Origin of the sequence: Flectobacillus major DSM 103, assembly GCF_000427405.1 — a bacterium.
Taxonomy (GTDB): Bacteria; Bacteroidota; Bacteroidia; order Cytophagales; family Spirosomataceae; genus Flectobacillus; species Flectobacillus major.
This window is the reverse complement of sequence record NZ_KE386491.1, coordinates 3044996-3062386: the sequence shown is the minus strand read 5'-3', so window position 1 is coordinate 3062386 and position 17391 is coordinate 3044996. Positions and strand designations below refer to the sequence as shown.

4 protein-coding genes are annotated in these 17391 nt (G+C 40.3%); 3 read left to right on the top strand and 1 reads right to left on the bottom strand.

Annotated features, from left to right (window positions below):
- Positions 1–48 precede the first annotated feature (48 nt).
- Positions 49–9699: an Ig-like domain-containing protein gene (locus tag FLEMA_RS0124540; protein WP_044171931.1), complete on the top strand. Its 9651-nt coding sequence runs from the start codon at positions 49–51 to the stop codon at positions 9697–9699.
- 322 nt (positions 9700–10021) lie between these two features.
- Complete coding sequence (locus FLEMA_RS0124530) at positions 10022–11806, top strand: T9SS type B sorting domain-containing protein (protein ID WP_044171930.1); 1785 nt, start codon at positions 10022–10024, stop codon at positions 11804–11806.
- Between the two features lie 320 nt (positions 11807–12126).
- On the opposite strand, the gene gcvP is transcribed toward FLEMA_RS0124530, so the two are convergent.
- On the bottom strand, positions 12127–15012 hold the full coding sequence (gene gcvP, locus FLEMA_RS69875) for an aminomethyl-transferring glycine dehydrogenase (protein ID WP_044171929.1): 2886 nt from the start codon (positions 15010–15012) through the stop codon (positions 12127–12129).
- A 719-nt stretch (positions 15013–15731) separates the two neighbouring features.
- Between gcvP and FLEMA_RS0124425 the strand changes: the two genes are divergently transcribed.
- A complete protein-coding gene (locus FLEMA_RS0124425) occupies positions 15732–17330 on the top strand; it encodes a M28 family peptidase (protein WP_026996108.1) in 1599 nt (532 codons plus the stop codon).
- The last annotated feature ends 61 nt before the right edge of the window (positions 17331–17391 follow it).

Genomic DNA, 17391 nt, shown 5'->3' with positions numbered 1-17391 from the left:
ATAAATTTTTTCCTATATCCGCCGCTTAAAATCAATAAAGTTTCCCCAATGAAAAACTTTACTGCTTCATTACGCACCCTAGTAGGGGAGTACATTATCAACACGTGTACGCCTAATTCAAAACAAAAAAAGAAGCCATCTGCGGGCCTCAAAAATCATGCCAGAGGAAAGTTCTCAAACTTTTGGTATTTTTTTATCGTACCCTTAATTTTCGCTTCCTATTTATCTGATGCACAGGTAAATCCATTAACTCCTATTCAAGGCTTCAATGTCTTTTCTTATGGTAATGCCACCGTGAATAGTGGTGACTTCAACGGAGGGCTTGCTGTTTCTGGTAATTTAACAACCAAAGGAGCTTTTTCCCTTGCCATGAGTTCGACGGGTACATTCAAAGCCTCTGGCGATGCCAACAATACAGTATTGATTGTAGAAGGAAATGTGAATTATCAGGCAGGGTCGGGTATCAATGTACTCAGCAATGGCTTTGTGAAGATAAAAGATTTTAGCACGTCAAAATACTGGGCTACCAACCCAACTAGATTAACCTCTTCGTCTGCATCATCGCAGGATGCCAATCCCCGTATTAACCTGTCGACAACCCAAACACAGGCTTCAATCAATGCCGATGTATTCGATTTTAATGGTACTATTGCTACATTGAGAAGCTATTCAGATACTTATAAAAACTGTAGTTCCAATACTACGGTATCTACATCTGTTAATTCTTATACATTTAATGTTACGGCAGGACGTACTAATTTTTACAAAATATCGGCTGCTACCTTAGCCAACTTCAATGAGATAAAATTTAGTATTGTACCTTCGGCTACCAACCCAGTGGTTATTACTGTCGATCTGGGTTCTTTAACCACTTACAACTGGAATATCCCTAATTTTCCGGGTGTACCTAATGCTGCAGGTCAGTATATCTTATTCAACTTTGTCAACGGAAGTACAACAACAGTCAACCTGAATGGTGGCGGAACAATCATTGGTACAGTATTCGCTCCGTATTCGCATGTGGCTAAATTAGGCTCTGGAAATATTGAAGGACAAATCGTTTGCTTGAACTACAACCACGATCAAGGCGAAGTTCACTACCAACCTTTTGGTACAACACTTAACTGTAGTACTTATAGCTCGGTAACTTGTGACTGCCCCGGTGGTTTGTTATTAAACTCTGGTTTTGAATTACAAGAAAACAGAGCAGGTTATGATGCTAGTTACAAAACACGCAACTGGGAATGGAACTCGGAGGCAACATTAACGACAGGTTCGGGGTTTGAGGTTTGTGATGCTAACAATGCTTATTTATATGCCAAGAGTAGTGGTGCTGCTATGTGGCAAAAAGTAAATAATATTACTGAAGGAACAGCCTATACGCTTTCGGCTTATGGAGGAACTCACGAACCAAGCTATAACCACCGTTATCGTTTGGCTTTTTATAATAGTGCTGGAACATTATTGAGTTTTGTAGAAGCACAGGTTGACTGGGATGTAGATATTGTACCTGCAGGTCAACCAAAACTAAAAGAATATGTATTAAATGGAGTTGCTCCGATAGGAACATCTTATTTGAGAGTAGAAGGCTATGCAAGTGGCGACTGGCTAAAACTAGATAACCTTTGCTTAACCGTTAATAATACTTGTAACAACTTAACAAGCGGTGGTACTATTGGGGCCAATCAGGTATTGTGCAAAAATGTAAGTAGTACTCCAGCTAAAATTGCCAACGTAACTCTTCCTTCTGGTGGCGACACAGGACAGGGTATTAGTTACCAATGGTACAGAGCTACTTCATTAGAAAATGGGGCTTGTCCAACCAACGTATCAGGGTCAAATAAATATACAGCCATTAGCGGAGCTACTTCGTCGGAATATACACCAGGAGCTATAACGCAAACAACCTGTTATATCAGAACAGCCAAAAGAGCTAACTGTTCTGATTTTGTAGCAGAATCAAATGCTGTTTTGGTAGTTTTGAAAAATAACTGTACTGTTACGCCTTGTGCCAATAACCTTGTAACTAATGCTAGTTTTGAAACAGACGATAACGGAACTTACGGAGGAAAAAAGTTCCCTGTGTATTTTCAATCATCGCCAGCTTCATATATTACTCGTACATCTACTAATACAGATATATATAGAGGAGCATCGCCGACCAATTGGAGCATTGGAACAAATGTAAACGACTATGCTAACCAAAATGGTGCATATTATATTGATGCAAGTGTAACAGGAAATGCCAATTCTGGCGACAGATTTATCTATGGTCGTTACAATCAGTGTGTCGTATTTAGCAATAACTCAAACCAAGTATTCTTACCTGTTACTCCTGGTAAAAAATATACCATCTGTGCTTATATGGCGGCTTTCAACCCATCGGGTGTTCAAGGCAATGCAGATGTGTATTTTGAATATAAATTCAGAAATGGAAACGATGGAAGTCAGGGTATTTTATCGTCGGGCGAGATTCTCAAAGTTGTGCCTGCCGATACCGATGGCAAATGGGAAACTTTGGGCTGGCAACAATACTGTGTAGAAATAACAGCACCACTAGGAGCATCTTACCTAGAGTTTTATATTACTCCTCGTGACGAAGAAGGCGACGGTGTAGGTATCGACGATGTGTGTTTAACTGAAACCGATTGCACGCCAGCTCCAACGGTATCGAGTGCTGCTATTTGTGGTACAGGAACATCTACCTTTACAGCAACAGGTTGTACAGGAGGTACTGTCAAATGGTATTCGTCATTAAGCTCGACTACTCCACTAGCTACAGGAGCAAGCTATACCCCAACATCAAAATCAAATTCATTTTCGTTATTTGCTACTTGTACCTTGAATTCTTGCGAAAGCATCAGGCAAGCTGTTTCATTAACTGTTAATGGTTCTGTATCGGGTGTTACAGCAACAGCCTCAGGAGGCAATACCTCAGCTTGTGGTGTACCAATTCAAATCAATGGAACAGGTAGCGTTGCCAATCCTAATTTGGTATATAATGGTGACTTTTCAGCAGGAAATGTTGGCTTCACAACCAATTATGGCAACCAGAACAACGGTTATGGTGTTTATGGAATTGTCACAAATGCTAATTCATATTTTAACTGGGCATCGGCATGTCAGGATAGAACAGCCGCAGGTACAGGAAATATATTCGTAGCCGATGGTGGTGTTACTGCAAGCTTGACAGTATGGTCTCAAAGAATAGTTGTGAATCCTAATACAACATATCGTTTGTCGGCTTGGGCTTCATCAATTTCATCAACCTTGCCATCGCAGTTAGCGCTATATATCAATGGTACGAAAGTTGGTACAACAGCAACATTGTCGGCCACCACTTGTCTGTGGCAACAATTAACAACTACATGGAATTCGGGTACTAATACTGCAATTACTTTAGAAATTAGAAATGAGAATACTAATTCAGGAGGAAATGATTTTGCGCTAGATGATATTTCGATGACTGTCGAAACTCCTAGTGTGAGTTATTCATGGTCTGGGCCGGGTGGTTTTACATCATCTAGTCAAAATATTAGTGCTAGTACTACTGGTACTTATACGCTTACAGTATCAGGAAATAATGGCTGTTCATCTTCTGCTTCTATAGCCGTGACAGTAAACCCAACTCCATCAACTCCAATTGTAACACCAAGTGCAAGATGCGGTACTGGTATTGTAGCTTTAGGTGCAACTTGTGGTGCTGGAGAAGTTGCTCAATGGTATGCAAGTCAAACATCAACGGTGGTATTGGCCACAGGCACAAGTTATAGTCCCAATATCAGCACCACGACAACGTATTATGTAGCATGTAAAAATACTACCTCAAATTGCGAAACACCCACAGGCAGTCGTCAAGGTGTAATAGGGACAGTAAACCCTATTCCAAGTTCACCAAGTTCGGGTAATGTAACGAATGGTTCAATATGTGGAGCTGGCGTTGTATCTCTCGGAGCAAGTTGTGGAGTAGGCGAAACGGTACAATGGTATGCAAGTCAAACATCAACGGTGGTATTGGCTACAGGCACAAGTTATAGTCCCAATATCAGCACTACGACAACATATTATGTAGCATGTAAAAGTACTACATCAAATTGCGAAACACCCACAGGCAGTCGTCAAGGTGTAATAGGGACAGTAAACCCTATTCCAAGTTCACCAAGTTCGGGTAATGTAACGAATGGTTCAATATGTGGAGCTGGCGTTGTATCTCTCGGAGCAACTTGTGGTGCTGGAGAAGTTGTACAATGGTATGCAAGTCAAACATCAACGGTGGTATTGGCCACAGGCACAAGTTATAGTCCCAATATCAGCACTACGACAACATATTATGTTGCATGTAAAAATACTACATCAAATTGCGAAACACCCGCAGGCAGTCGTCAAGGTGTAATAGGTACAGTAAATCCTATTCCAAGTTCACCAAGTTCGGGTAATGTAACGAATGGTTCAATATGTGGAGCTGGCGTTGTATCTCTCGGAGCAAGTTGTGGTGTTGGAGAAGTTGTACAATGGTATGCAAGTCAAACATCCACAGCGGTATTGGCCACAGGCACAAGTTATAGTCCCAATATCAGCACCACGACGACATATTATGTAGCATGTAAAAATACTACATCAAATTGCGAAACACCCACAGGCAGTCGTCAAGGTGTAATAGGTACAGTAAACCCTATTCCAAGTTCACCAAGTTCGGGTAATGTAACGAATGGTTCAATATGTGGAGCTGGCGTTGTATCTCTCGGAGCAAGTTGTGGTGCTGGAGAAGTTGTACAATGGTATGCAAGTCAAACATCAACGGTGGTATTGGCCACAGGCACAAGTTATAGTCCCAATATCAGCACCACGACAACATATTATGTAGCATGTAAAAATACTACATCAAATTGCGAAACACCAACGGGCAGTCGTCGAGGTGTAACAGGTACAATCAACCCTAACTTACCATCCCCAAGTAGTAGTGATGTCCAAGGCGGTTCAGTTTGTAGTACAGGAGTAGTAAGTTTAAGTGCAGTATGTAGTGGAGGTCAAACAGTACAATGGTATGCAAGTCAAACATCCACAGCGGTATTGGCTACAGGCACAAGTTATAGTCCCAATATCAGCACCACGACGACGTACTATGTAGGTTGTAAAGACAATACAACAGGATGTGAAACACCCACAGGCAGTCGTCAAGGTGTAATAGGGACAGTAAATCCTATTCCAAGTGCCCCTGTAGCAGGCAACATCACGAATGGTTCAATATGTGGAGCCGGCGTTGTATCTCTCGGAGCAAGTTGTGGAGTAGGCGAAACGGTACAATGGTATGCAAGTCAAACATCTACAGTGGTATTGGCCACAGGCACAAGTTATAGTCCCAATATCAGCACTACGACAACATATTATGTTGCATGTAAAAATACTACATCAAATTGCGAAACGTCCACAGGCAGTCGTCAAGGTGTAATAGGGACAGTAAACCCTATTCCAAGTTCACCGAGTTCGAGTAATGTACAAGGAGGCTCTGTTTGCGGTACAGGAAGTTTAACTTTAACTGCAAATTGTAACGATGCTAATTTGACTTCTGTGTGGTATAGTTCTCAAACCTCAACAGCTGTTTTGGCAACAGGTAATACTTATACGGTTGCAGTTACAGCGAATGCGACCTATTATGTAGCATGTAAAAATATCGCTTCGAGTTGCGAAACACCAGCAGGAAATAGAAGAGCCGTTGAGGTGATTTACAATGATAAACCAGCTCCTGTTGCTATAGGTAATTCACCGATTTGTGTTGGGGGCACATTGAATCTATCAACATCAGGAGGTACTACTTATTCGTGGGATGGACCAAATGGTTTTAACTCAACTTCTGCTACACCAGTTATTACCAATGTTGCTCTTGCAACAAGCGGTATTTATACCGTAACGGTAGCTGGAGCAGGTGGCTGTGCCGGTACTGCAACAGTAGAAGTAATGGTAAAAGCTAAACCAACCGTAACAGCAACCGTAATAGATGGTACTGTTTGTACCAATAGCTCTATTTTATTAAATGCAGCAGGTACGCCTGCTATCGGGTCAACAATCGCCTCTTATGATTGGACAGGGCCAAGTACTTTTGCTAGTACTTCTCAAAACCCAACTATTCCAAATGCAGTTGAGGCAAATGAAGGATTCTATACCGTAAAGGCTACTGATAGCTTTGGCTGTACTGCTACTTCACAAGTATTTGTTTGGATAAACCCACTTCCTTCTGCAACAGCAAGTAGCGAAGGTGGTAATATTATTTGTCAAGGAGCTCCAATTAGTTTGTATGCCAATGGGGCGGGTATTGGTGGTAGTTATGTGTGGACTGGCCCTGCGGGTTCTGGTTTCTCATCAACAATTCAAAATTCAACTATCAACAACGCATCGCCTATTCACGTAGGGGTTTACACCGTAAACATTACAGATGCCAATGGTTGTGCGGCAGCAACTACCATTAGTATTACTCTTGATAAATGCTTGAGATTGGGGGATTTAGTTTGGAATGATTTGAATAATAATGGTATTAAAGACAATGGTGAAAGTGGTATAGCAGGTGTTACTGTAAAGCTTTATCGCGATACCAATAACGATGGAACGCCAGATGGCTCGGCATTAGATACTAAAATCACTTCAAGTACAGGGAATTACTTATTTGTAGGATTAGAGCCTGATAATTATTTGGTAGCTATTATTGCTCCTGCAGGTTATGTTTCATCGACAGGTAAAAATGGAAATACTACTGGCCCTTACGAGGGTATTGATACCCCAGACCCTGACGATGATATTAATGATGATGATAACGGTAGTACAGTAGGTTTAGAAATTATTACAAAACCAGTGACACTTATTAATTTCTCTGAGCCAACTAACGATGGAGACAGCGATAATAACTCGAATCTTACTGTTGATTTTGGGTTATTCAAACCTTCAAAAATTGGTGATTATGTATGGTATGATATAGATAGAGATGGTATCCAGAATGGAACATTAACAGGAGTAAGCGGTATGAAAGTTACCTTGACCGATGCTTTGGGTAATGAGTTGGCTACTACTACAACTTCAAGCACGGGTTATTATTTGTTTGATAATCTTGGTTTGGGTGATTATAAAGTAGTATTCGATAAAACTACCTTGCCACCTGCGTATGTATTCTCTCCACAAAATGCAGGAGGTGACAGCACCAAAGATAGTGATGTAGACACCGATGGTAAAACAGGTGTTATTAGTATTACAGTGCCAGGCACAATCAATTTAACCATTGATGCAGGTATCAATTGTCCTGCTCCTAATATTGCTATTTCGGCTGATAAAAACTCATATTGTGCAGGCTCTCAAATCCAGTTGTCGACAGTGGTAACAGGTTCGCCAACAGTAGCAAGTTACTCATGGGTTGGTCCTGCTGGATTTACTAGCTCGGTTCAAAACCCCGTTATTGCTTCTGCAAGTACTACCCAAGGTGGTGTTTATACTTTAACTGTAACAGCCAATAACGCTTGTGCTGCTACAGCTACGGCTACCGTCAATGTTGTGGTGTATGCTCAGCCAACAGTTGCTGCAACAGTAGTTACTTCACAAGTTTGTAAAGGTGGTATTATTGAGTTGAAAGGAAATGGCTCTGGTAATAGTTATGGATGGTCTGGCCCAGCAGGGTTTAGCTCAACCCAACAAAATCCTACCATTACCAATGTCGATGAGATTAATGAAGGTGTTTATACACTTACAGTTAAGGATGGAAATATCTGTAGTGCTTCTGCTACTGTCAATGTAATTGTAAATCCATTACCAACGGTAACAGCAACAGGAGGAGTAGTATGTGCTGGACTTTCAACAAACCTTAATGCCCAAGGAGCTACAAGTTATGCTTGGAGTGGGCCAAATGGCTTTACTGCAACAGGAGCTTCGCCTTCTGTCAATATTCAGGGGATTTATACCGTAGTGGGTACTAATACCAATGGATGTACTGCTACTGCAACGGCTTCATTAACTGTAAATCCTGCAGCAACAATTACAGCTAGCAACATAGAAGTATGCGTTGGTGGTGTAGCCAAACTTGTAGCAACAGGTGGTAGTAATTATGCTTGGAGTGGGCCAAATGGCTTTAGTTCAACCATTGCAGAACCAATCGTTGCCAATAGTGCAAGTACAAGCCTCAGCGGTGTTTATACTGTAGTAGCAACTACCTCGTTGGGTTGTATTGGTTCGGCAACTGCTACGCTGACGGTTAAAGAAAATCCCGTAGTGACTATTTTAGGAAATACCGTAATATGTCCAGCAGGTCAGGTAACGCTTAGTACTAATGCAACAGGAATATACAGTTGGTCAGGGCCAAATTCGTTTACTGCAACTACATCGAGTGTGAACGTAAGTAATCCAGGAACATATCAGGTGTCTGTTACAAATAATGGTTGCTCGGCTGTTGGAACGATTGCTCTCACTACAGAAACATTTAGTTTGGCGGCTTTTGCTTCTCCAAATATTACTTGTACTGGTGGTACAATCAACTTACGAGTTAATGCTACGGTAGGTTCAGGAATCAAATCTTATGCGTGGTCTGGCCCAGCAGGGTTTACTTCTACACAGGCTACCCCAACCTTGAATAACGTAGTGGTAGCATCATCGGGTGTATATACTGTTTCAGTAGAAGGTAATTCTGGATGTGCTTCTACGGCAACCGTAAATGTAACCGTACAGCCTATTCCAACAGTTAATAATACTGTAGGGTTCTGTCAAGGTTCTAAAGCTGTATTGTCGGTAAATAATTATACCAGCTACCTTTGGAATACAGGTTCTACAGCATCATCGATTGAAGTAACCAATTCTGGAATTTATACCGTAACTGTTATAGATATTAATGGATGTATTTCGTTTGGGTCATTTAATGTAACCGAAAATCCAAAACCAACGGCTACCATTACAGGAGCAACTGCTTTCTGTTCTTATACTTCTACTGATTTAACCATCAATTCGGGGGTATCTGGACAAACTTATAGCTGGACAGGGCCAAATGGATTTTCTTCAACCTCGCAGACAATTACTGCAACAGAGGCAGGAAACTATGTCGTAAAAGTTATATCCGATAAAGGCTGCGAAGCTACTACTTCAGTAAGTGTTACCAAAAATACTACGACAGCTACAGCAACAGGTGGTAGTACTTGTGAAGAGGGTAGTATTACTTTGACGGCAACAGGCGGAACTTCATATAGCTGGACAGGGCCAAACGGATTTACTTCGACGGCTCAAAACCCACAACTAACCCACTTACCAAAAGCAGGGCAAGGTGTGTATGAAGTAACAGTGAATAACAATGGATGTACTGCTACTGCCACAAGTTCGGTAACGGTTTACGAAAAACCAGTATTTGTGCCAGTGTTAGCTAATTCTACTTGTAATAACAATACTCCAGCCAACAATGGCTATATCAAAATTATCGGTTTTGATACTATCAATAAATACGATATAGTAGAAGGAAGCACTTATACCGGAGGAAAAACTTTTGCTAATGCTACCGTTATTCCTTCCAATGGTATGTTGCTGTCGAATATTACTAACCCAACTACGGATAAAACGTACACTATTCGGGTATTCAATACAAATAATTGCTTTACCGATAAGACTGTAACGATTCAAGCTGTAACTTGTGAATGTGGGCCACTTATCTGTATCCCAATAGCAATTCAAAGAATAGGAAGATAATTTACCTATAATGATTTTATCATTATAGCAACGATAATAAGAATAAATGGGACCAAAAGTATAGGAAGTTTTCATCGCGAGCGAAGACCCAATCTTATCCCATATTAGCAAACCCCTCAAGTCTATGGCTTAGGGGTTTCTTTTTGGTAAAAGCTTTCATTTTCAAAATAGTTTATGGTATTTTCAATGAATGATAGAATCCATTGAAAATACATGAATGCCTAAACACCAGTGTCATCAAAATAATTGATTGTATCACAACGTTATTTCAAGTAAATTTACTTTCTAGTTGATTATCAGTTTGCTAGTGAATATTTTTAATATGATGTTAAAAAAAGCGAAATACGTTTTCTTTGCGGTACTTCTAGTAATATCGGCTAGTAACGTGTTTTCTCAGACAATAGAAAAAGATGGCCGTGGTATTTGTCCCAATGGTTCTATTAGACTTTATATAAACAACCCCAATGATTATACAGGATTTAGCTGGCAAATTTTTGATGTAACCTCAAATTCTTGGTCTAGCTATAGAAATGGAAGTAGTACCGCTAATTCGTATGATTTAAGTACAAGCGATGCGGGTGATTATCGGTTGATTGCCGTTCCAAAGTCGGGTGGAGCAAATGTTGTGTTTAATACCGTAACAGTTGTCAATCTTACATCTCCTCCTTCTATTATTACTCCAGCCAATCCAGTGCATCAGATATGTAAAGGCGATGCTTTGGTATTAAATGGCAATATTGAAACAGGTGTGTACTACAACTGGAGGCTAAATGCTGGAGCTTTGAACGTCACAGTACCAACACTCAATGCAAAAGAAGAAGGTGATTATACTTTAGAAGTAATAGACCAAACAACAGGCTGTGTAACCACATCTGCTCCTTATAAAATATCGTATTTTCCTCCACTCAATCCAGTCATAACGCCAGTTCCTGCGGTATGTGCTACTTCCGTTCCTACCTTCAATATTAATGCCAACCCTACAGGAGGTATTTTTGCTGGTACGGGTATTGTCAATACCACGGTGGGGGCGTTTTCACCTTCTGCTGCTGGAGTGGGTTCACATACGGTTACTTATTCATTACCCCAAAATAATGGTTGTCCCAATATTGTGGAGTCAGTTGTAGTAAAGGTCAATAATCCAGAACCTAAAATAACATCAAGTACAGGAGGCAACGAGTTTTGTATAGGTCAGCCAGCTAGCTTAGAAGCAAGCACTGGTTTTACTACTTATGAATGGAAAAAAGATGGTGTTGTATTGCCCGAAATTACGGCCAAACTTGCTATTACAAGTAATGGGACTTATTCGGTAAAGGTGCAAGATTCTGACAATTGTACCGTAGAGTCATCGCCATTTATGGCTACTTTTGAAAACCAAGTACAACCATCCATCACTTCTATTCCATCAGTATGTGGTACTAATCATGCGGCAGTGCCTTTGGTGGGTTTACCAGTAGGAGGGGTTTTTAGGGTGAATGAACAGCCTGCTTCTACTTTTGATTACGCCAAATTGGGTATTGGAACACACGAGGTAAAATACCAAATATCAGGTGCATTGACGTGTTTGAATGGAACGGTTTCTCAAAAGGTTGTTATTCAGCGTATACCAGAGGTAGAATTTGCTGGAGACATATTTATGTGGAAAGGTGCATTTACAATATTACAAAGTAATATTACCGACCCTGGCTATTTGTATGAATGGTTGCCTAATAGCTATTTAAACGATGCTACACTAGCAACACCACAGGCAAAACCCGATGCTACCACTACGTATACCTTACGAGTAAAAAGTCCTTATGGTTGTCAGGATGAGGCCGATGTTAATGTAGTGGTTTTTGAGAAAATATGGATACCCGATGCGTTTTCGCCTAACAATGATAACGTCAATGATTTTTGGGTATTGTCAGGTATCAATGCTTATCCAGAAGCTGAGGTGAAAATATATGACCGATGGGGAGGTGTAATTTTTTATTCAAAAGGAATTTATACCCCTTTCGACGGCACACAAGGTGGAAAACAACTTCCTGCTGGAGCTTATAACTATCATATTATTCCATTTCCTAATATGCCAAGCCTTGAGCTAAAAGGTACAATGATGGTATTTCGTTGAAAGATTAGTGATGTTATTTATTGAGTGATTTAGTGAGTTGTGATTTAGTGATGTTATTTAGTGAGTTAGTGAGTTGTGATTTAGCGAATTAGTGATTTTATTTATTGAGTGATTTTTTTGAAAAAAGTTAGTATTTGAAGAACTCAAAATATAGAGATGGCGTTCGGCCTATTCACTAATTCACTAATTCACTAATTCACTAATTCACTAATTCACTAATTCACTAATTCACTAATTCACTAATTCGCTAATTCGCTAAATCACTAAATCACAACTCACTAAATCACTCAATAAATAAAATCACTCAATAAATAACATCACTATTGTGCATATTCTTCAATAGGGACGCAAGCACAAACTAAGTTACGGTCGCCAAATGCTGAATCAATTCTTGAAACAGTTGGCCAGAATTTGTTTGCTTTTACGTAAGCCAATGGGAATACTGCTTTCTCACGAGTGTACGGGCGAGTCCACTCCTCTGTCAAAACTACCGACTGAGTATGTGGGGCGTGTTTCAATACATTGCTAGCTTTATCGGCTGTACCATTTTCTACCTCAGCGATTTCGGTACGAATAGCAATCATAGCATCGCAGAAACGGTCTAATTCAGCTTTAGATTCAGATTCAGTAGGCTCAATCATCAACGTACCAGCTACAGGGAAAGAAAGAGTTGGAGCATGGAAACCGTAGTCCATCAAACGTTTTGCAATATCTTCTGCTTCCACACCTGCCGATAGCTTGAATGGACGGCAGTCCAAAATCATTTCGTGAGCACAACGTCCTTCCGAACCTGTGTAAAGTACAGGATAGTATGATTCTAAACGAGCTTTGATATAGTTAGCATTCAAAATAGCTGTTTCTGTAGCACGTGTTAGGCCATCGCCACCCATCAAGGCAATATAGGCATAAGGAATCGTCAAAATACTAGCTGAGCCGTAAGGTGCAGCCGATACCGCCGAAATACCCAATTTACCACCCGAGTCTTTTACTACTGCGTGCGAAGGCAAGAATGGTGCTAAGTGTGCAGCTACGCCGATTGGACCCATGCCTGGGCCACCACCACCGTGTGGAATACAGAATGTTTTGTGTAGGTTTAAATGACAAACGTCTGCTCCGATAGTGGCAGGCGACGTTAACCCTACTTGAGCATTCATATTGGCACCATCCATGTATACTTGACCACCATTTTCATGAATCAAAGCACAGATTTCTTTGATAGATTCTTCAAATACCCCGTGGGTAGATGGATACGTAACCATCAAACACGACAACGTATCGGCATACTGTTCAGCTTTTGCACGAAGGTCGGCCACATCGATATTGCCATTTTCGTCACATTTAGTAACAACTACCTTCATTCCTGCCATAACAGCCGATGCTGGGTTTGTACCATGTGCCGATGATGGAATAAGGGCTACATTGCGATGAAAATCACCTCTTGACTCGTGGTAAGCACGAATAACCATCAAGCCAGCATATTCGCCTTGAGCACCAGAGTTTGGTTGGAACGACATTTGGGCAAAACCCGTAATTTCGGACAACCAAGCGTTGAGGTCTTCAATCATTTTCAAATAACCACTTACCTGATTTTTGGGAGCAAATGGGTGTACATTACCAAATTCCTTCCAAGTTACAGGAATCATTTCGGTAGTAGCATTCAACTTCATGGTACACGAGCCCAACGAAATCATTGAATGCACCATTGAAAGGTCTTTGTTTTCGAGTTGCTTCAAATAGCGTAACATTTCATGTTCAGAATGGTAGCTATTGAAAACAGGGTGTGTCAAATAAGTACTCTCACGTTTCAACGATGCAGGAAATGCAAAATCTACTTGGTCGAAAAGGGTTGGTAATTCTACCTCTTTTTTACCGATTTTCTCAAATACATAAATAATCGTTTCTACATCTTCTAAAGTACAAGTTTCGTCCAACGAAATACCAATATAACGGTAGTCTTCATAATAACGGAAGTTGATACCATTGGCAAGGGCTTCCATTCTCAAACGTTTCTCGTCTTCGTCGACAAATACTTTAATCGTATCAAAATAAGCTTCAGTTTCTACCTTGTAGCCCAATTTTTCAAGTGCCAAAGCTGTCAATTTTGTTAAGCCATGTACTTTTTCGGCAATAGCCTTAATACCTGCAGGGCCGTGGTAAATGGCATAAGCCGAAGCCATTACCGATAACAATACCTGTGCTGTACAAATATTGGAAGTAGCTTTTTCACGACGGATATGCTGCTCACGTGTTTGGAGAGCCATACGTAAAGCACGGTTTCCTTCAGCATCGACAGACACCCCAATAATACGACCAGGAATGTGGCGTTTGAATTCATCTTTTGTAGCAAAGAAAGCTGCATGAGGGCCACCAAAGCCCATTGGTACACCAAATCTTTGAGACGAACCAACCACAACGTCGGCTCCCATTTCACCTGGCGACTTCAATAAGGTAAGAGCCAAAAGGTCGGCAGCAACAATAACGTTGATACTTAACTCGTGTGCCGACGCAATCAAATCTGTGTAATCAAATACCGAACCATCTGTAGCTGGATATTGCAAGAAAACCGCATAAATATCTTCCTGGGTCAAATCGACAGTACGGTGATCGCCTACTACTACTTTGATACCTAGTGGAGTTGCACGTGTAATCAATACGTCGATAGTTTGTGGATGGCAAAGCTCAGACACAAAAATCGTTTCAGCATTTTTCTTATTGCCCTTCCTTTGCCCATGAAGCATTGTCATAGCCTCGGCGGCGGCTGTACCTTCATCAAGCAAAGAAGCATTGGCAATTTCCATGCCTGTCAAATCAATAATCATGGTTTGATAATTGAGCAACATCTCCAAGCGTCCTTGTGCAATTTCGGCTTGATATGGCGTGTAAGCTGTATACCAAGATGGATTTTCAAGAATGTTTCGCAAAATCACGGCAGGCGTAATTGTATCATAATACCCCATTCCAATATGTGACTTGTAGGTATCATTTAACTGAGCCAATTTCTTGAAATCTTTCAAAAAATCTGCCTCAGATTTCGCTTGCGGAAGGTTTAATGCTTGGGGCAGACGAATCGCTGCTGGTACTGTTTGATTGATGAGTGTTTCGATAGAATCTACGCCAATTGTCTCCAACATGGCCTTGCGGTCTGCTTCGTTTGAGTTGTTATGACGGTTCTCAAATTTTTCCTGATACTGAAAGTTGATTTTCATTAAATGGGTGATTTGATGATATTTTGTCGGAAATTGACACAAATTTAATTAGAATTATTAGCAAAACAGCAAGTATATCTTTACAAATGCCTAACAATAAATACTTATAGGCCAAAACATGATGCTACTCAATGATTATACTTCTAACTTCTTGTAAAATTATTTTGTTTGCTTTATCTGTAGCTTTCTTGCAGATGATGTTTTTTCTTGGATAAGTACAAAAACCAAATAGCTTCTTGAATATCTAAATCTATAGCACTACAGGGGTATTTGCGGGTTGAAAATTATCTTTGACAAATAGTTATTGGTAAAAGATAATTGAGAGAAAAATGGACTAATTTACTACTGCCAAGAGGCTATAAAATCACTCATAAAAGCCTTGTAATTGAGTAGTTACGAAATGAATACGGGGTTTTATAAAGAAGAAATACTGAAAAGTGTTCTGATAAAAACTGTCATAATTATGGTATGGTAAAATTGTTTGGTAATTAATCAAATACTACGTTTTTTTGTATTTGATTGATTATTAGGTTTTTAGAAATGAGTGGTTTATGGGTGTCTTTATTCAAGACTTCTTATGAAGAGGCATGATGTTGCTAAGCTGTGTAGCTATCTGGCAAGTCTGATTTGTAGTGATGTGCTTTGTGCTGTATAGGAGCTACTTCCTTCAACCAAAAAATGCTTATCTTCGTGAAATCAATCAACAAAATTACCTTTATATGAAAAAAATAATTGTTCCGTTTGTGCTATTATTCGCAAGCGTCGGTAGTCTGAATGCTCAAAATAAGACGATTACCAAATTTGCGAATACCATCAAGGCCGAGGATTTAAAAAAACATCTCACTTTTATTGCTTCTGATAGCTTAAAAGGGCGTGACACTGGCTCGCCAGAACAAAAAGTGGCGGCCGAATATATTGCCAAACATTTTGATAGCTACGGCTTAAGAGGAATTGTTGGTCCCGAAAAATCACATTTTCAATTGGTAGATTTAGTAAAAAGAGGATGGGGTGAGTTTTATGTCAAGTCTGCTAACAAAACCTATCGCTATCTTCAGGATTTTATTACAAGCAATACAGCTCCTATCAATACCGAAGAACAAGTTGAACTTGTCTTTGTAGGTTATGGCATCGACGACGCTCGTTTAAACGATTTTGAAGGGGTGGATGTTAAAGGTAAGGTTATCGTAGTAATTGATGGCGAACCTCGCTTGGCCGATGGTTCATTTATGCTTTCGGGTACTAGCGAGATGTCTAAATGGGGCAAAGCCGATAGCTGGAAAGATAAAATGGCTGTAGCTAAAGAAAAAGGAGCTAAAGCTATGTTGATAATCACAAAGTCGTCGGATGAAGATTTTGAAAAGACTATCAAGCAACGCCAAACAATGATGAAGCGTTTTGGAAATGCTCGTATGGGTTTCAGAGAAGATGGTGAACCCAAAGGAGCAGACTTTGCTGTACTGAATATTAGCAATGCTATGGGAGCCGATTTGCTGGGTATCGACGTGGCTACTTTGGATGCCGCCAAAGCAAAAACCGTAGAAACCAAAAAATCGGTAGCAAGTTTGGTAAAGCCTAAAGCTGCTGCCCTGAGAATCGAAAGAACAATTGTGCCTGTAGAAACCTATAACGTATTGGGCTTTTTGGAAGGAACAGACAAAAAGGAGGAGATTGTCGTGGTAACGTCGCACTACGACCACGTAGGTGTAAATGACGGAAAAATTTATAATGGTGCCGATGACGATGGTTCTGGAACGGTATCGGTATTGGAAGTAGCTCAAGCTTTTGGCGAGGCTGCCAAAGCTGGTAAAAAACCTCGTAGAAGTATTTTGTTTATGACCGTAACAGGCGAAGAAAAAGGTCTATTAGGTTCTGAGTTTTATGTAAGACACCCTGTGCTTCCGCTCGAAAATACCATTTGTGATATCAATATTGACATGGTAGGCCGTACCGACAAAGAGCATGAAGGCAAACCCGACTATATTTATGTGATTGGTTCTGATAAACTTTCGTCGGAATTGCACCAAATCATGGAAAGTAACAACAATACTTATACCAAAATGGAGTTGGATTACCGTTATAACGACCCTAACGACCCCAATCGTTTTTACTACCGTTCTGACCATTACAACTTTGCCAAAAATAAGATTCCAGTAGCATTTTTCTTCAATGGCGTTCACGAAGATTATCACCAACCAACCGACGACGTTGAGAAAATCGAATTTAACAAAATGGAAAAACGTGCCAAATTGGTTTATTACATGACTTGGGAGTTGGCCAACCGTGACAAACGAATTGTGGTAGATTCTAATAAGCCTTAGTTGGGTTGACAAGTTTGTAGACAAAGAGGTAATAGTACCATACTTTTACCTCTTTGTTTTT

Excerpts from the sequence above, each read along its gene's own strand:
- FLEMA_RS0124425 (WP_026996108.1), top strand. The coding sequence starts at position 15,732 with ATGAAAAAAATAATTGTTCCGTTTGTGCTATTATTCGCAAGCGTCGGT.
- FLEMA_RS0124530 (WP_044171930.1), top strand. The coding sequence starts at position 10,022 with ATGATGTTAAAAAAAGCGAAATACGTTTTCTTTGCGGTACTTCTAGTA.
- FLEMA_RS0124540 (WP_044171931.1), top strand. The coding sequence starts at position 49 with ATGAAAAACTTTACTGCTTCATTACGCACCCTAGTAGGGGAGTACATT.
- gcvP (WP_044171929.1), bottom strand. The coding sequence starts at position 15,012 with ATGAAAATCAACTTTCAGTATCAGGAAAAATTTGAGAACCGTCATAAC.